Raw genomic sequence first — 17,960 nt, forward strand, 5'->3', positions numbered from 1 at the left:
CGATCCTCGGCTTTGCCGAGGGTTTAGCGGCGTGTTTAATATGGGGGTGCCCCACAATAAAAAAAAAACAAAAAAGCGAGACAAGACAGTCGGGGATTTGTCTCTCGCGCGTCTCTTTATGCGTTACGGCTGCCCTTCTAACACACCCACAATAGATCGATTGCGACCATACAAAGTATAATTTAAGCACAACGAACGAGTTCTCGGCTTTGTTGATGCTGCCAGATCTTGAAGATTTCATCACGACCATCATTTAATAAAGATCGATCGAGTTGGTAAATGCTATCATTTTTTTCTTGTTTTTTTAATCCTGCTTGAATTGGCTGCATTTTCAAGCCTAACAATTGTAAGAAGCGATTGAGAATTGCGATCGAACTAACTTCTCCATTATTGTAGTTTGGCAAGTCGATACCAATCGCTCGTTTGATATGTTTGCTACATAAATAACTAATTCGTTTGAGTGAAATCAAATCTGGGTCGGTAATCTTCAATTGTCGATCGATATCTAAGAAGTTGATGATTCCTAGTGCTAATAACCCTTGAATTTTGAGAATATGATGGTTGGCATCGGGTAAGAAAACTTGTTCGGGTGTTGCGGCCAAATCTCGATCCCAAACTAAATAAATTGATTGGGGTAAATACTGTTGATGATTGAGCAGATAGAAGTGAGTTAGTAATTGGCCATAATAGCCCTTGTCATCTTTTAATTTTAGCTCGGGGGTGACAGTCACTCCATATCGTTGTTGGAGGTTATATTTTTCAATTTGCGCGCGTTCTAAATCGGTAAGAAATCGTTTATTGGTTAAATATTGATAATCGCGATGACCGAGATCTGGGGCAGTTGCAATTGCTTGTGCTGCTTGACTTTTGACCTGCTGCTGGATTTTTTTAGTCTGAGTGCCAATCAGGTTGTATTCGCGATCTCGTTGCGACTTTTCCTTATGAATATCGGCAATTTGCCGCATGATTTCTAGCGATTTTTTAGGATCGGTTTTAGTCGCGTGGATTAGTGCAGTACGAAGTGCTTGCAAGCTTTCTTTGTCCCGATCTTCACTAATAATATGGATCTGATGCCCTTCTCCCAGTAATCCAGATTTTACCGCCTCTCGATACAGGGTAATTGACGCATTAATACGGGCGGCAAATCTTGCCCAAGTCCGCAAATGAATCGGATCGAAGATAAATTGTTCGTCAACATCGATGCGAGTTAATGGGCACATTAAGGCATAATTTTCTTTATAGTTTTCTTGGTACCAATAAGCCAAAGATCGATAATTATTACTACCACTCCCGATCGTTCCTAAACCTCGTTTTGCACACCAGAGATAGCGGGGTACATTAGCGCGAACTCTCGCTAATGCCTGACGTACTTCTGCATCGGGAATTACACCTTGAAAAATGCCATAGACTCGATCGAAATGATTGACATCGATACTAACTCCCGTACCCAAAGTTGGCGTGACAAACACCGCATCATATGCTGGAGCTTGGGTATTAATCGCCGATACAAAATCTACCGCCGGATGTCCAGTAGTACTAGTAGTATAACTGCAAACTACCAGGGTTTTGGTATAACTATCTTCGAGTTGCTTGAGGGTTTGTTTGATATAACGATCGATCGTATCGGAGCCATATCGACCCGATCGACTATCGGTGGTAACATAGCATTTATGGCCAGCCCGAAGATCGAGTTCTAACTGGTGAATCAGGGCAGTAGGATTCGGACTATCGTAGAAATGGACATCCCAACCTCGCTCGGCTTGCCATTGGTTGACAGCAATCCAGGGTTCGATTTCATTATTAGCCAATCTTTTGAGATAATCGATCGAGATATCGGATAAATCTGCATCCTGAGCGACGATTAGTCCATTTGTCTCGACGACTCTGGCAATTAAGTGTTGAAAGGTTTTTAAAATCGCCAGTCGCTTTTTTTTACAGGTAGAACTATGGAGTAAATGCCACAGTGATTGTTCGACTTCATCTAAAATAATTACTCCACCTTCCCAGTCACTAGGATTGAGTTTCCACATCGAATCTAGACATAATCCTAGGCTAGCAGATGCTTGTTTTGGAAGCTGTTCGTTAATCCAATTTACCCCAATTCGTTGACACAAAAATCGACCTAATTGAATGCGATGTGTTAATAACAATACCGGACGATGATGTTCTTGAGCGATCGCCACTACGGGAATTAATGCCGTCGTTTTACCAGTACCTTTTGCCGATTTAATGCCAACAATACCACTGCTGGGAAGATCTAGTCGATGTAGATATCGACTTTCCAGAATTAGATTAGCTGGATACGTTAATTCACTATGTCGTTTCGATCGAGCGAGATCCATTTCCAGATCTAATGATTGTCGATCGACCTCTTTGAAAATAGCAATTCCTCGCGCGACGATCGAGTCATCAATTCCCTTTTCTGGCCCAGGCAATCTCATTACTTTAACATTGCAGCCAGATCGTTGTAAAAGCTCGCCTAAATGTTCGATCGCTGTATCTAGTAATCTTGCCTTATGAGGTACAGCTTCATAATCAAAACAGATCGAAATTTGTTGTCGTCGATTAGCAAAAATTTCTAGCTCTGGGATCGGTTTTCTCTCAATCGTATTACCTAGAGAATCGCGAATGACTCGATAACCACTATTAATCCCTGGCAAAGCAATAGCTGGATAGCCATAAGTCAATAAAGTAGCGGCTTTTTTGACTCCTTCACAAATAACAATTGGGATCTGACAGTCCAATATCCACTGCCAAAAGCCGATAGCCTCACCACCCGAAGTAATTTTAATTTCCGGTGGTAGTTTAGCTTTGAATAAAATAGCTGTTTGCTGCCAGACTTCTTTGGTTACTCGTAGACAAAATAATCGCGTCGATATACTCGGTGGATGTTCGTATTTAATAATTTTTTCGTCCCGATTTTTAGTCGGAAAATCTGGCTTGAATGTGCCCCATTCCATTGGTTGCCAATTGTTCAAAGGATCTAATCCGCCACACCACCATCCACCCTTCGCACAGTGATGATATCTTTTCATCCAACTAGGAATTACTTGACCGCTATTATTACGCTGAATTTGTGGTGAAATAAATAAGCGATCGTAAACAGAATTATCCTGTAAAGATTTAAAATTAAGAGCTACTAATGCTCGATCGATATTGCTATCGGTTACTAGTTCTATATAGTGGATATGTTGTAGATAGGTTTGTACCATAGCGATACAGAAATATGAGGAGGGGACTCATATTCTAGTTGAAATTTATCAAAAAAACCGAAATAAATTCGACCGATTGTATATAGGGATATTGACTATTTTCAAACGCTATCCGTAGCGTAATAGAGCGGAAGTGCGACTGCAGGGATAGGGATTGTCAAAGAGTTAATTCAAAATGCTGATGATGCTGATGCAAAGCGAATTCACACGATGCGAGACAATGGTAGCCCGATCTACTGATGCCAATACTGATATGCCGTATATGCCATCGTCACCACCCCAGTAATAATCGCCGACTCATCCACCATAAATTGGGGATGATGAAGGGGGTGATTTTTGGCATCTGGCGTACCGACACCTAGACGAAACATTGTCCCTGGGGCATGTTGTAGATACACAGAGAAGTCCTCAGCACCGAGGGAGGGTTCTGGCAAGATTTGGACTCGATCGCTGCCCCAGGCGGCTCTAGCCGATGATTCGAGAATTTGAGTTAAGGCGATATCATTCTGGACTGAGGGCACACCTCGTCGATAATTTACTTGACATTTTGCCCCATAAGTCCGACAAATATCGGTAACGATCTGCTCGATCCAAGTCGGGAGCAACCCATGAGTTTCAGGATGGAGCGATCGAACCGTACCGGATAATTCAACTCGATCGGCGATAATATTTGGAGCGCGGCCACCGCTAATCGTACCGATGGTTAACACGATCGGGCGTAATGGGTTCTGGGTGCGGCTAATCGCCTGCTGAAGCCCAGTAATTACCTGGGAGGCGATCCAGATCGCATCGATCGCTTCATGGGGTCTGGCACCGTGTCCAGACTCCCCAATAATCGTAATTTCCAAGTCATCGGCGGCGGCTGTCAAGGCTCCATATCTAATCCCGATCGATCCGGCTGGAATCGATGGAAATACGTGAAGGGAAAAAATACTATCCACCGTCTCCATCACCCCGTCAGCAACCATCCAGGTGGCACCCTGTGCGATTTCTTCGGCGGGTTGAAAGATAAACCGCGTTTTGCCAGGTAATTCTGTCCCCAATTGGGCGAGAATCATCGCGGTACCTAAGCCTACTGTAGTATGGACATCATGACCGCAAGCGTGCATCACGCCCTCATTTTTGGAGCTAAATGGCAATCCCGTGCGCTCGACAATTGGGAGCGCGTCCATATCCGTCCGAATCGCCAACAATCGATCGTCTGTACCAGCACCCGCGAGTTCGCCGACTACTCCGGTTTTCCCGACTGATTCTTGAGTATGCAAGCCAGCCGCTGACAATACACCCGCAATATAAGCCGCTGTCTGGTATTCCTTCCCGCTCAATTCTGGATGGGCGTGGAGATGGCGGCGAATTTCGATTAGTCTGGGGGCGAGGTTAGTGGCGATGGAGTGGATTCGATCGAGCATAATTTAACGTAAGTCGTAAGTCGTAAGTCCTAAATAGTATGAAAAATTTCAACGAAACAATTTTAGGATTCGATCCAGGAAAGGATAAGTGTGGAGTAGCTGTGATGGATGGAGATCGAGCGTTACTCTACCATCAAGTGTTGCCCACAGCCGAGGTAATTTCACAGATTAGCGATCTATGTCAGCAGTATAACGTCAGTCGGATCGTCATGGGCGACCAAACTACCGCCAAACAATGGCAGCAGCAATTAACTACAGTATTCCCAGATTTGCCGATTACTTTAATTGACGAACGCTATTCTAGTCTAGAAGCACGCGATCGATATTGGCAGATGTATCCAGCTAATTTTTTTACTAGATTGATTCCTCAAGGAATGCGTCAGCCTCCGCGCTCGATCGACGATCTTGTTGCTATTATTTTAATCGAACGCCACTTAAATAAATTGATAATTAATAATTGATAATTGGGTTGTTAGGATGGGTACTTAAATCCTTGTTCTTTGTTAAATCAGTAGAGAGCCAACAGTCTTGTGCGAAATAACATCTCCATTGAGGTAGGGGCACTTCATGAATTGCCCCTACCTCAATGTCACAAAATCGACCAATTTCTGACCATTTCTTGTTGTTTGATAATGTTTTGAACGGCTTTGCTTAAATTTCGGGTATCGATGCGAGATAAGGGAATTTTTTGCGGTTCGGCTCCTTGAGAGTTGAGTAAAGCTAGTACGCCTAGAGTAACTGTCGGTTCATCGCTTTCAATTGCATCATCACCGAGCATATCATTGACAAATGCTAAGGGAACTTCCATCGTGCAATTAACAACCCGTTTCGTATCATTACTCAAATGTGCTATGGCTAAATTAACTGCTAAAGCCGCTGGCGTAATCGAAGCAGATTGGTTGGACTTTTTGAAAATATTCATGCCTAATGTTCTGGCTCGATTCTCTAATTCTAGTAGCTCTTCTTCTGATAGTTTAAAGTGTAGGAGTGGCAACTGACCAATTTTTGTGCATTTTGGCAAGAAAACCGAATCATGCTCGTTGTGTCCGCCAATTACAGTCGATACAACCTGCTCTCTGGCAATACCTAGAGCTTTGGAAATCAATGTTTCATATCGAGCTGCTTCGACAGCAGTTCCTACCCCGATGACATTCCTTGACTCAAATCCTCCAGCATGTTTTAGGATATAAACCATTCCCTCTACGGGGTTAGTCATTGTCACTATTAGAGTATCTGGAGATATATTTTCGGCCAACTTTGAGGCAACTTCGCACAGAACAGGGGTATTGTACTCAATGAAACTATTTCTGTTTTTAGTAGCTGAAATAACATCCAATGCGACACTTGCAGTTACAATTACCGAGTCAACTCGATCGAGTGCCTCATATTTAGTCGTAAAAATTGGTCGAATATCTGAACCTAATTGAGCGGGTGAATAATCATCTTCTAATGCTTGTGCCTTATCAGGATTTCTGACAACTACTACTGGTTGGATATTTTCTCTTAATAATAAATCGACAATTTTGCTGGCGATATTTCCATACCCAATCACACCAATCTGATTTCTAGACATCTGAATTATTATCCATTAAAAAATCAGAATTTCAGCATTAAGTTAATCGTGACACCTCAATTATTAATAATTATTATTAATTAATTCAATGTCTTAGATTTAAGCTCCATCGTAAATGCAAAAGGACGTTCGGGTAAAGAAACAGTTGGAGTAATTTCAACAACAGCCCAGCTTCCTTGCTCTGCAATTTCTTCCCACTCGGAAATCAAAGCATGATAATCTCCTCGATTCTGGCGATCGTTTTTGAGGATATTGATAGCTTCTGTTAATAAAAAATTATCGATACAGAGTTTTTTATCTATTTCCGAAGCACGAGAATTAAGAACATCTTGAATCACAAACCCATAACTTTCTGTAACAGAATATATTAATTCTGGGGTATCTTTTTCAGGCAGATCGTGATTGTAGTGAGCCTCGGAGATCGAACAGTAAGCTGATAAACCCGCAAGCATTTTCATTGTGGGTATCTTGATTTCCTTTGGCATGTGATGCAGTGAAAGTGATGCATTCATAAACCAGATCGGATGGTATTGACGAATAATTTCCAATTGTTGAGTTGTTATTTCCTGTATCTTGCAACATATCGGTGTAAATACAACCGGAATTGAAATAGATTCTTGACAGTATTTTTGAGTGACTGCCAACATTTCTGGCGATTGTTCGATCGAGATAATATGAATTGATTCTAGCGGATAGAGAGCTAATATTTGCTTGACAATTTCGACGATTAATATGCCATTGCCAGAACCTATATCAATAATTGTCGGACAAAGATTTGCAGCAGGTGGTGGATTTTTTCGAGCAAAACTGGCGATCGCCTTTAGCGTTCCAGTCATTTGCGATTTATACAAATCTGTTTGAGTCCAGACATCATAGGGCGTAGTCTCCTGAAATGCTTTGGCTGCGGGTGCAAAATCTTGATTTTCTACCAGATAATCTGCTAAGACGTGACTGAATGTCCGATCGACACACAGTTTTAATACTCTAATCGAATCAGCTATTCGCTGCCCAGATGCTAACAAAATACCTGCATAAGTCAGCGGTAATTGCTCATCTGTAACTTGCTGAGATATAGATTGGCAAAGGTCGATAATTGTATCGATCGAGGCTTGTTTGTTTACCTCCTGTCGAATTTTGTTGAGTTGCTCCGAATCAGATCGATTTACAAACAATCAAGAGCCTCCCAAAAATTTGATTGGATAATTCCTATTGTAACGAAAAACATCGGCTAGTTTGTAACTAAACAGACAAAATCCATATTCTCACGTCTTGCATCAGAACGCAGTTACTATGATTGAACTTTGCCTTTATACCATTGGTACCAACTTTGAGAACTGCGAATCGCCAGCCACAACAGCATCAGTGCGATTAAGCCGCCGGAATTGGGTGCTTTGAACGCAAAAAGTACCAGTAGCACGCACAAGATATCTTCCAGCAGTACCGCCCAAGTCGGCAATCCTTGCAGCCGATAAAACCAACCCACTTTCACCAGTTGCAAAACTAGCGCGAGCAAGCCCCCAACCACGCCTAAAATCCAAATCAGTTGCTGAGTTTGATGAAAGATACCTGCTACCGCCATCGCCATCACAGCACCGACTAGGGGGCTAAATAATAGCTCGACAAATTGCAATAGTCGCTGTCCCCACAGTTGTTTGGACACAAAAAGTTCGAGAATTGTCCAAGCAGTGAGGATCGTAATGACAACTGGCGGTTGAATCCGATTCAATAGTGGTACCTGCTGCCATAAATCGCCTTGCATTAGCCCCATGATTAATAGTGGGAGCGCAATCCGCATTCCAGCAGCAGCAGATACTGATAGTACGGCTAAGATTTCAATCATGAATTTTTCTGCTGGTGAAAACGAAGCGTTCAGTTATTCTTGACAAGTTGAGAAGTTTTTATGTGCCCTAAGTTAAGATGGAAGGATCTCAATGAAACTTTTCTATTATTCTAGCTACCTATGACCGATTCGCCTTCTGAAGCAGCAGACGCTTCTCGAACAGAGAGGCTGCTCCAACGCGATCCTGTGCTTGATGTTCGTAATCTACGGGTAGAGTTTCCCCTTGTCAAGCAACCAGTGGTTGAGGAGATTTCTTTTACGCTCCAAGCTGGGCAAACACTGGGAATCGTTGGAGAATCTGGTTCGGGTAAATCGATGACTTCTCTGGCGGTAATGGGATTACTTCCCAATCCAGGTAGAGTTACTCAGGGTGAGGTGTGGTTTAGGGGGAATGAATCTGAATCTATTGATTTACTGACATTATTACCATCGCAACTTTCGGCTTATCGCGGTCAACAAATGGCGATGATTTTTCAAGAACCGATGAGTTCGCTCAATCCGGTATTTACGATCGGGTACCAGCTCGTTGAAGCTATTTTACAGCATCAATCGGTATCTAAAGCAGAGGCTCGACGTAAAGCGGTTTATCTATTACAAGAGGTGAAGTTATTGCCCAGTGATGATGAATTACGCGAGCAATATCTCAATAGTATTCGCACTGAAAATCTTGAACAGCCGCAACTGACAGATCGAGAACTCAATCATGCTATCAACCAACAAAAATTAAGTTGGCTAGAACGTTACCCCCACCAACTTTCGGGTGGGCAATTACAACGGGTGACGATCGCAATGGCGATTTCTTGCAATCCCACTTTATTAATTGCCGACGAACCGACGACGGCTCTAGATGTCACAGTTCAAGCCACAATTTTAGAACTGCTCCAAGAATTACGCGACAATCGCGAAATGGCAATGATTTTTATTACCCACGACCTGGGAATTATTGCCGAAATTGCGGATGTTGTGGCTGTCATGTACAAAGGTAAAATTGTCGAATCCAAACCGATTCTAGAACTATTCCAACATCCCTCCCATCCTTATACCAGAAGCTTACTCGCTTGTCGTCCGAGACTCGATCGAGAGTTGAAAATCTTGCCGACAATTAAAGACTTCATGGAAGAAAGGATTTTGCCAGACGGTCGAATTCAAATCATCGAAAAACAACAGCCAACAGGATCGATAGACGGCGATTTTTCAGCCGATAATCATCGAAGTAAACTGCCAAATATTAGTGATAGATCTAAACCGTTGCTTTCAGTCAATAAATTAAAAGTTGGCTTTCCCGCACAAGGAATATTTGGTAAAGATCGACAGCAATATACCTGGGCAGTAAATGATATTGACTTCAATGTCTATCCAGGTGAAACACTAGGATTAGTCGGTGAATCTGGCTGTGGCAAAAGTACTCTAGCCAGAACGATGCTGGGATTAATAGAACCCCAGACAGGATCGATCGAATTTCAGGGTAAAGACATCACCAAACTCCGTGGTGAGGAAATGCAAATTCTCCGCCGAGAATTGCAAATTATTTTTCAAAATCCCTTTAGTGCCCTTAATCCTCGGATGAATATCAGCGATTTAATTGTCGAACCGCTGGTAATTCATCAAACAATTAAAAGCAAAGTTCATCGCCAAGAACGTACAGAATATTTATTACAAAGAGTTGGTTTGAGCACCGACTATCTTAAATCCTATCCCCACCAATTATCCGGTGGACAACGCCAACGGGTATGTATCGCCCGTGCCCTCGCCCTCAACCCCAAATTTATCATCTGTGACGAGTCCGTATCTGCCCTTGATGTCTCCGTTCAAGCGCAAGTACTAAATCTGTTCAAAGAGTTACAGGGCGAATTTAACCTCACATATATCTTCATCTCTCATGACTTGAGCGTCGTCAAATTTATGAGCGATCGAATTATGGTAATGAATCAAGGTAAGATCGAAGAAATCGATAATACCCACGCCATCTACACAGCACCCAAAACTGACTATACACGCAAATTAATTTCATCCATCCCACTCGGGACGATCGATCGCATTATTCATCAGCAAAGCACTAGATTAGTGGTTTAGTGGTTTAGTGAATAGTGGTTTTGCTAAAGTAAATCAGTAATAAGTCTTCTCCTAAAGCCTAACACCTAAAGCCTAAAGCCTCTCCCCCCTAACACCTAACAACTAACAACTAGATGATTACCGTAGCTTTACCAAAAGGTGGATTACTAAAAGATTGTATCCAGCTATTTCAGTCCGTTGGTTTAGACTTTAGTGCCTTCCTCGACAAAAACAATCGTCAACTCGAAATCATCGATCCTACTAATAGAGCTAAAGCATTATTGGTTCGCAATCATGATGTCCCCGTTTATGTAGAATATGGACAAGCACAACTAGGTATTGTCGGCTATGATGTTCTGCGGGAAAAAAGTCCCCAAGTCGCTCAATTGGTCGATCTAAAATTTGGCACCTGTCGGTTATCAGTAGCAGTAAAAGCCGATAGTCCATATCGCAATACTCTAGATTTACCCGCACATGGTAGAGTTGCTTCTACCTTCGTTCATTGTGCGCGAGAATACTTTGATAGTATCGATTTACCGATTGAGATCGTCCCACTTTCTGGTTCGGTAGAATTAGGCCCAATTACGGGTATGTCTGAAGCAATTGTCGATCTAGTTTCTACAGGTACAACGCTCAAACAGAACGGTCTAATCGAGATTGAAACTCTATTTTATAGTAGTGCGCGACTGATTGCTCATCCTCTGAGTTATCGACTCGATCGAGACAAGTTGAGTGAGTTAGTGGCGGAGATTCGCTCGAATACGCTAGTAGCTAGTTAGGATCGATTATCTCTGGTAGGCTTCGCCAACGAACTGAAGATGTAAATTAGTTGAACTCCGCTACAACTCGATCGTCATGGACACAAACTAAGCTGGTAGAATATTGGCGATCGACAATATCCATCGCCAGACCTCTGAATCCTATCACATGACTCACTCCAACGAAGATGCCACCCGCGTGCGGGTATTAAGTGAAGCCTTGCCCTACATCCAAAAATTCGCTGGACGTACCGTAGTAGTCAAATATGGCGGTGCAGCAATGAAAGATGGCACCCTCAAGGAAGGTGTGATTCGGGATTTAGTGTTCATGTCTTGTGTCGGTATTCGCCCCGTTTTGGTACATGGTGGCGGGCCAGAAATCAATAGCTGGCTCGACAAACTTGGGATCGAGCCACAATTTAAAGACGGCTTGCGGGTGACTGACGCGGCGACAATGGACGTCGTCGAGATGGTATTAGTCGGACGAGTGAATAAAGAAATTGTCTCGCTAATCGATCGATCTGGCGGTAGTGCCGTAGGATTGTGCGGCAAAGATGGTAATCTCATCGTGGCACGTCCTGACGGGCGCGAAGGGATTGGATTTGTGGGTGAGGTGAGTGGTGTCAATGTGGATATTCTCAATACCTTGGTGAAAAGTGGTTATATTCCAGTTGTATCGAGTGTTGCCGCAGATGAAAACGGACAGGCATATAATATTAATGCCGATACAGTCGCAGGTGAAATCGCCGCCGCACTGGGAGCTGAGAAACTAATTTTGATGACAGATACTGCAGGCTTGATGCGGGACTTTAAAAATCCCGATACTTTGATTCGCCAGGTAGATATCCAAGGCGCACGCGCTTTGATTGACGACGGTACTGTCAGTGGCGGGATGATTCCCAAACTTACCTGTTGTGTTCGCAGTCTTGCACAAGGTGTTAAAGCCGCGCACATCATCGATGGACGATTGCCACACTCCCTACTACTAGAAATTTTCACCGATAATGGTACTGGTTCGATGATTGTCTCCTCTGGGGTTGGATGATTACCCCACCCTAGCTCTCCCCTTGATAAGGGGAGGGGGCAAGATCCCCCCTTTGTAAGGGGGTAACACATCATAAACAGTAAAGACAAATTTTTAACCACTCACACAACGACACTCGTGACTCGTGACTTTCGATACTGATTATCAATCTGGACAAATTGCTTTCGAGCGGGGAGAATACCGCCAAGCTGTGAGCTGTTTATTAGCGGCTGTCGCTCAGGTACAGCCAAATACACGGGTTGGTGGAGAGGTGCAGGTATGGCTAGCGACAGCATATGAGGCGACAGGGCAAATTTCAGAAGCCAAGGCTCTGTGTCAAAAACTCTCGAATCATCCCAATCTCGATACTCGTCAAGCCAGTAAACGGATGCTGTACATTATGCAGGCTCCAGAATTGACGCGGCGGGATGAGTGGCTGATAAAAATCCCCGATTTGACTCATTTGGAAGATGCTGAGGGCAATTCTGCGGTGAATAATACGCCGATTTTACCGTCAAAGCCGAAAGAGAGATCGATTGACGAAATCTACGCGCCGGTAGATCTCAGCCAAGTTAATACCAAGGATAATGGGTTTATTTCGATCGCGTTGATTTTCACTATTGTTACTCTAATCGGATTGTGGCTAGCTGCGAGAGTATAGGTATCGAAGATCCAAAGGCTTCTTGAAGAAGCCTTTGGATCTGGCGTGGCTAGATGATAACAAAAAACCACCGATCGATCGGTGGTACCTAGATTAGCTAAAATTTATTCAGGCTCAAAATCTAACCCTTTCTGTTTTTGTTGCCCAGAATTTCGGCTTTGAAACTATCAATTTCGTCAGTTAGTTCCTTCCGCGTGGAATCTTGGAGCAGATAACGATACACAAACCAACTAGCATATCCAATTCCTACCAACTCAAAAGTAGGCGCGAGCAGAGGAATTTCGTTGATAGCAGATAGAACTGCTAAAGTCAGCTTGACTCCAACAATTAAACCCAAAATTAAACCAAGGCTAGTAACGAGACTCTTGTTGCTACTATAAATCTGAGTTGCATATGTGGGCAATTCAGCCAAAATGTCCAGAGCTTGTCTTACTCCATCTGGTAAATTCGCTGTGGACATATCGGGTGTAACCTTCGTAATAGAACCAGTTCCAGTGTTTAACCCTAGAGGATTTGCTGGAATTTCAATGGTAGTAGTTTCTGGGGATTGAGTAGATTCTGGTGTATCGCTCATAGTTTATTAATCCTTATTTCAAAGTTGACAGGGCTAGCAAATAGCAATCGCTCTGCGCTGAAAATCGCATTCAACACAAATACTCTTGCCGATTTTATCAGTTGCGGCTAAAGGATCATAGAGTGAAATCGATCGGAGTGCAAAATAATTGCATCAAATACACCTGCTAGCCATGCTGCCGATACTGTTTGCGTGAGCTGCAAAAGGCGATTGAGTGTCTACATCACCTAATTATAAACGACCATTGCCAAATCTTCGATCGACCAAATCGATCGCGCAAATTGTTACTTATCGCAACAGTTAGGTGTTAGGTGTTAGGAAATTAGTAAGCCACCAGCGTGCTAAAGCCTAATCCCTAAAGCCTAAGCTACTGTTGCTAGTTGACGAGTTGCCATTTTGCTAAAATCTTGGCTCCAGAGTAGCTCGCAAGAGTTATTGGGACTCTCGACTAGTTTTACTTTGTGTAACTGTGCGCCGAGTTCGCGAATGGGCTGCTCGATGAGGTGTCCGATATAGACAGCGATATTTTCAGCAGTGGGGACGACTTTAGCGAAGTGGGGAATATCTTTGTTCAAGAAGGTATGATCTAGAGGCTCGACGGCATATCGATCGACTAATTCGTGCAGTTTGACTAAATCTACAATCATCCCTGTGCGTGCGTCGATTTCGCCTGTGACGGTGACTTCGAGATGATAATTATGTCCGTGTCCATTTACCCGCGCACATTTGCCATAAATCTCGCTATTTTGTTCGAGGGTGAGGCTATCTAACGCCAAACGGTGAGCCGCGCTAAAGTGAGTACCGATAGTGAGTGAGGCTTCCATGTCTTTACCTGTATATTCTGCGAAGAGTTCGGGGTGTTCGTATAACTGAATGCGGACGAGCGGAAAGTGGGGGGCTAGTTTCTGCCAAATTACTCTGGCGATATTTTCGGTAGTGGGGAGAGTCGTCTGAAATTCCGACCACACGTCATTGAGAAAGCTATAGTCTAGTTGTCCAGTAACTTCTTTTTTGATGACATGCTTAACATCCGAGAGGTTTAATACCATCCCATATTCGTCGATATCGCCATAGAGAGATATATATAGGACATAATTGTGTCCGTGTCCGTTTGGTTGGGCGCACAAGCCGAATGCGGCTTGATTCTCCGCTTCGCTCAATTCTGGCAACCAATACCGATGGCTAGCCGAAAACTGCGCGCGACGGTTGATAATACATTTCATGAAAATTTACATAACGTTATATTTAATAGGATACTGCTTTTAGAAGGAGTAACCCAATCCCTACTCTCTAATCCCTACTCCCTACTCTCTACTACTTATGGAACGCGGTTTAATGTGGCTCCCGTTATTGGGAATATTTATTTGGTTGGCGAGAGCTGGTGCGAATGAATACCAAAAGATTGAAGCTTATCGACGCTGGGCGGTAGGATTCGATCGATGTAAGTATGATATCTATGCAATGATGGGAATCAAGGATCGCGAGATTAGTTGGGGTAAGCCGACGAAAAAGGAACCTAACGATCTTCAAACATTTAGTCTCGATCGAGTCAAACAGATTCAATTAATTATCGACAATAAGTCGATCGATCTAGATAACTTACCAGTTAGTGGCAAGAAAATTAATCTTCAGTTCCAGTTTGCCGACACAGAGGACAAGATCGATATTCCCTTTACTGAAGTCCCGATGGCGGCTGAATGGGCTGGGTTCTTAAAAAATGAGTCGGGACTCTAAAATGACAAAGCGACCACTAAATCCAGTCAGGAACTTGTTTTAAAACTGCACTAGATAAGGCAAGTGGAGCACCTTTTCAAGAGAGCAGGGAGAGTAGGATCTAGCTCAGTCAACCGCAAACTGAGCAATATGTCTAGATCCTAGCCTGATTTATCTAGGAGTGACTAAAATTTCTCCATTCGATCCAAATACCACTTGGTATTGAGCTAGCGGTTCTTGGGAAATCGCTGCTTGGGGGTTAAATTTGGCTAATTTAGGGAGCGGAGTTTTGCCCTCAGATTTAGCCGCCTGTCGATCTGTCGGCTCGTAATCAGCGATTTCACCAGCGTTTGTCACGGCGACTCGATAGTTAAGATTTTTGGGATCGAGCGGTTTTGCACTAGTTAATGACTTTTTCAAGGTGGTTTTGAGTTGCTCTGCGAGAGTGGTTTTCAATTTTGCCTCGGTAATCGGTTTCCCTAAGCTCATCTCTCCCTGCAAGGTTGCGGCTGGTTTAACTTCGATCGCGCCTGTAGGGTCGAACACCACATCAAAGTCACCAATCGCTTGATTGGCATCGGTACTCTGGGTGGAGAGTTTAGGCAACGGAGTCAGGGTTGACTGGGCTGAAGTTGTCTGCCCTACAACTTGATAATTGACGATATTGCCATCCTGATTGACTTTTACTTGAAAATTAGCAGCTTGTTTGATTCGATCGCGTTCCTGCCAATTTTGACCGAGATCTCGTTGCAATTTGCGTTGGAGAAATCCGATTTGGGTAGCTTCGGTAATTATGCCAGTTTTAGTCGGAAGTGTACTGGTGGGTGATGGCGATTTACTGGCGGCTGGTTTAGCTGGATCTCTGGCTGGAGATGTTGCAGGTGTGGCAGTCTTGGGCGCAACTACAGGCGTGGGATTATTAATTGATTTTGGTGCGGTGACTGATTGGGGGGCAGGTAGTGCATAACTGATGAGACTAGCAACAACTAAACTCGCCAATCCCAATCCAGCAGGAGCCGCATGTGCGGAGATTGGTTGGGCGATAGCTTTGCGCACTGGTTGGAGCGGCACCATGATATCAGGCAACGTGCGTCTATCTGCCAAAAATTGATCGATCGCTTCCAGGAGATCGAAGAGCTGAACTGTGGATAACTTAATTTCCGTAGGCTTGCCAGTGGAACTCAATTCTGCCTTGCTAATTGAAGTGCTATTGTCGTCTAGGGTAGCTTTGAGGTAATGGACATGTTCGCTATCGCCTTTGACTAGAGATACTAAACTATCTGGTGTCTGTGACTGTAGTGGATGAGATATACCGCTGAGAAATTCTTGAGCATAGTTACTGACGGTGGCGACTAAACTAGTCAGGAAATCTCGTCCGCCCAATAGTGGCTGCTTGGCACCGACAAAGTGACATTCCGCATTAAATAGACTGGACATTAACGGGCGAGAGTCTGCGATACCAGTGGGGGAGCTACCATCACTCAACCCGTCTAAAATTAGGGTACAGTTCGGCAAACTATACTGACGACGAATAGTCATGGTAATGCTTTTCCATAAAATTTAAGATGTAATCCAATTATATCAATGCACCAAGCAGGATTTTGAATTATTCCCTCGACTTTTCGTTGCGGGTTTGACCCCCAATCGAATCGGTTAGTTGTATTCAAGTGACGGACTCGCGAGTCCTGCCGCTTACTCTGCACCTGATACAATAGGTTAGTTATATTCAAGTGACGGACTGACTGACTCGTGATCGAACGTTATACTCTGCCTGAAATGGGCGAAATTTGGACGGATGCTTATAAATTTCAAACCTGGCTGCAAGTGGAAATTGCCGTCTGTGAAGCTCAAGCAGAATTAGGACATATTCCCCAAGCGGCTGTTGAAGAGATTAAGGCTAAGGCTAAATTTGATGTCGATCGCATCTTAGAAATTGAAGCTGAAGTCCGTCACGATGTGATCGCCTTTCTGACAAATGTTAATGAATATGTAGGTGCAGCGGGACGTTATATTCATCTAGGGATGACTAGCTCGGATGTGCTGGATACCGCGCTGGCTCTGCAAATGGTGGCGAGTACCGATGTGTTACTCACCCGTTTGGAAGAAACGATTCAAGCGATTCGCTATCAGGCACAAAAGCACCGCAATACTGTAATGATCGGGCGTTCCCACGGGATTCACGCCGAACCGATTACCTTTGGCTTTAAATTAGCTGGTTGGTTGGCAGAAATGCTGCGGAATCGCGATCGATTGGTCCGAGTTCGTCAGACAATTGCTGTAGGTAAGATTTCGGGTGCTGTGGGTACTTATGCAAATATCGAACCACGGGCTGAAGCTATCGCCTGTCAGAAGCTAGGATTAACTCCAGACACAGCTTCGACTCAAGTAATTTCTCGCGATATCCATGCCGAATTTGCCCAAGTCTTAGCCCTAATTGGCGCGAGCATGGAGCGGTTCGCCGTCGAAATTCGCAACCTCCAGAAAACTGATGTCTTGGAAGTCGAAGAATACTTCTCCAAAGGACAAAAAGGTTCCTCCGCGATGCCTCACAAACGTAACCCGATCCGTTCCGAACGCTTAACCGGAATGGCACGAATCTTGCGTGGGAACGCGATTGCTGCTCTAGAAAACGTCGCCCTCTGGCACGAACGAGACATTTCTCATAGTTCGGTAGAACGAGTCTGTATGCCCGATTCTTGCATTATCACTCACTTCATGTTGGTCGAAACTACTAACCTGATCAAAAATCTGCTGATCTACCCCGAAAACATGGCGCGGAATCTCAACTGCTATGGTGGCGTAGTCTTCAGTCAGGGCGTGTTACTCGCATTGGTGGGTAAAGGATTGAACCGTGAAGAAGCATACTCGATCGTTCAATCTAATGCAATGGCTGTCTGGAATGTCCCAGGTGGAGACTTCCACAAATTAACCGCCAGCGACCCCCGTGTGACAGAGCACCTCACACCAGCCGAGATCGAGCACTGTTTCGATCCAACTCAACATCTCAAACACCTAGACGAGGTTTATCAACGTTTGAGTATCTAGACCCAAGTATATGTAGAGAATCGAGGAGACATCATCTCCTCGATGCTGGTAGTAACGAAAAATACTACAAAATGCTGGAGTTTGCGGAAAATGTACCAA

Annotated in this window: 15 protein-coding genes; 7 read left to right on the forward strand and 8 right to left on the reverse strand. The window is 43.9% G+C overall.

Features of this window, described 5'->3' with window-relative positions:
* Positions 1–182 precede the first annotated feature (182 nt).
* Both RMO55_RS05280 and RMO55_RS05285 read right to left on the reverse strand, forming a co-directional pair.
* Positions 183–3,212 (reverse strand): plasmid replication protein, CyRepA1 family, encoded by a 3,030-nt coding sequence (locus RMO55_RS05280; protein ID WP_310424556.1) that lies wholly within the window; start codon positions 3,210–3,212, stop codon positions 183–185.
* Between the two features lie 233 nt (positions 3,213–3,445).
* Positions 3,446–4,621 carry a M20 family metallopeptidase gene (locus tag RMO55_RS05285; RefSeq protein ID WP_310424557.1) on the reverse strand — a complete coding sequence of 392 codons (1,176 nt, stop codon included), beginning with the start codon at positions 4,619–4,621 and terminating at the stop codon, positions 3,446–3,448.
* Positions 4,622–4,659: 38 nt separating this feature from the next.
* Between RMO55_RS05285 and RMO55_RS05290 the strand changes: the two genes are divergently transcribed.
* Positions 4,660–5,082, forward strand: coding sequence for a pre-16S rRNA-processing nuclease YqgF (locus RMO55_RS05290; protein ID WP_310424559.1), 423 nt, complete (start codon positions 4,660–4,662; stop codon positions 5,080–5,082).
* 128 nt (positions 5,083–5,210) lie between these two features.
* Here RMO55_RS05290 and RMO55_RS05295 read toward each other — a convergent pair whose 3' ends face one another.
* From RMO55_RS05295 to RMO55_RS05305, 3 genes are all read right to left on the reverse strand, one after another.
* Entirely contained in the window at positions 5,211–6,194 is a 984-nt protein-coding gene (locus RMO55_RS05295) for a lactate/malate family dehydrogenase (RefSeq protein WP_310424561.1), read from the reverse strand.
* Between the two features lie 80 nt (positions 6,195–6,274).
* Positions 6,275–7,366, reverse strand: coding sequence for a class I SAM-dependent methyltransferase (locus tag RMO55_RS05300; protein WP_310424563.1), 1,092 nt, complete (start codon positions 7,364–7,366; stop codon positions 6,275–6,277).
* A gap of 116 nt (positions 7,367–7,482) precedes the next feature.
* Entirely contained in the window at positions 7,483–8,034 is a 552-nt protein-coding gene (locus RMO55_RS05305; RefSeq protein WP_310424566.1) for a DUF4126 domain-containing protein, read from the reverse strand.
* Positions 8,035–8,154: 120 nt separating this feature from the next.
* Between RMO55_RS05305 and RMO55_RS05310 the strand changes: the two genes are divergently transcribed.
* The 4 genes from RMO55_RS05310 (at position 8,155) to RMO55_RS05325 (ending at position 12,529) form a co-directional block, all read left to right on the forward strand.
* Positions 8,155–10,107, forward strand: coding sequence for an ABC transporter ATP-binding protein (locus RMO55_RS05310; protein ID WP_310424568.1), 1,953 nt, complete (start codon positions 8,155–8,157; stop codon positions 10,105–10,107).
* A 113-nt stretch (positions 10,108–10,220) separates the two neighbouring features.
* Positions 10,221–10,865 carry an ATP phosphoribosyltransferase gene (hisG, locus tag RMO55_RS05315; RefSeq protein ID WP_310424570.1) on the forward strand — a complete coding sequence of 215 codons (645 nt, stop codon included), beginning with the start codon at positions 10,221–10,223 and terminating at the stop codon, positions 10,863–10,865.
* A gap of 148 nt (positions 10,866–11,013) precedes the next feature.
* A complete protein-coding gene (gene argB, locus RMO55_RS05320) occupies positions 11,014–11,889 on the forward strand; it encodes an acetylglutamate kinase (protein ID WP_310424572.1) in 876 nt (291 codons plus the stop codon).
* Positions 11,890–12,013: 124 nt separating this feature from the next.
* The gene (locus tag RMO55_RS05325) at positions 12,014–12,529 is read left to right on the forward strand and encodes a tetratricopeptide repeat protein (protein ID WP_310424574.1); all 516 of its coding nucleotides are present in this window, start codon (positions 12,014–12,016) and stop codon (positions 12,527–12,529) included.
* A 121-nt stretch (positions 12,530–12,650) separates the two neighbouring features.
* On the opposite strand, the gene RMO55_RS05330 is transcribed toward RMO55_RS05325, so the two are convergent.
* Together RMO55_RS05330 and RMO55_RS05335 are read right to left on the reverse strand one after the other, a co-directional pair.
* Positions 12,651–13,103, reverse strand: a complete 453-nt coding sequence (locus tag RMO55_RS05330) for a CAAD domain-containing protein (RefSeq protein ID WP_310424576.1) — start codon at positions 13,101–13,103, stop codon at positions 12,651–12,653.
* A gap of 362 nt (positions 13,104–13,465) precedes the next feature.
* Entirely contained in the window at positions 13,466–14,326 is an 861-nt protein-coding gene (locus RMO55_RS05335) for a 6-carboxytetrahydropterin synthase (protein WP_310424578.1), read from the reverse strand.
* A gap of 97 nt (positions 14,327–14,423) precedes the next feature.
* Here RMO55_RS05335 and RMO55_RS05340 point away from each other — a divergent pair, with 97 nt between their 5' ends.
* Positions 14,424–14,837, forward strand: coding sequence for a hypothetical protein (locus tag RMO55_RS05340; protein WP_310424580.1), 414 nt, complete (start codon positions 14,424–14,426; stop codon positions 14,835–14,837).
* 150 nt (positions 14,838–14,987) lie between these two features.
* Here RMO55_RS05340 and RMO55_RS05345 read toward each other — a convergent pair whose 3' ends face one another.
* The gene (locus tag RMO55_RS05345) at positions 14,988–16,355 is read right to left on the reverse strand and encodes a DUF4335 domain-containing protein (protein ID WP_310424582.1); all 1,368 of its coding nucleotides are present in this window, start codon (positions 16,353–16,355) and stop codon (positions 14,988–14,990) included.
* A 210-nt stretch (positions 16,356–16,565) separates the two neighbouring features.
* Between RMO55_RS05345 and purB the strand changes: the two genes are divergently transcribed.
* Positions 16,566–17,861 (forward strand): adenylosuccinate lyase, encoded by a 1,296-nt coding sequence (purB, locus tag RMO55_RS05350; protein ID WP_310424584.1) that lies wholly within the window; start codon positions 16,566–16,568, stop codon positions 17,859–17,861.
* Positions 17,862–17,960 lie beyond the last annotated feature (99 nt).

The sequence above is a fragment of the Chamaesiphon sp. VAR_48_metabat_135_sub genome, from assembly GCF_031418915.1.
GTDB lineage: Bacteria > Cyanobacteriota > Cyanobacteriia > Cyanobacteriales > Chamaesiphonaceae > Chamaesiphon.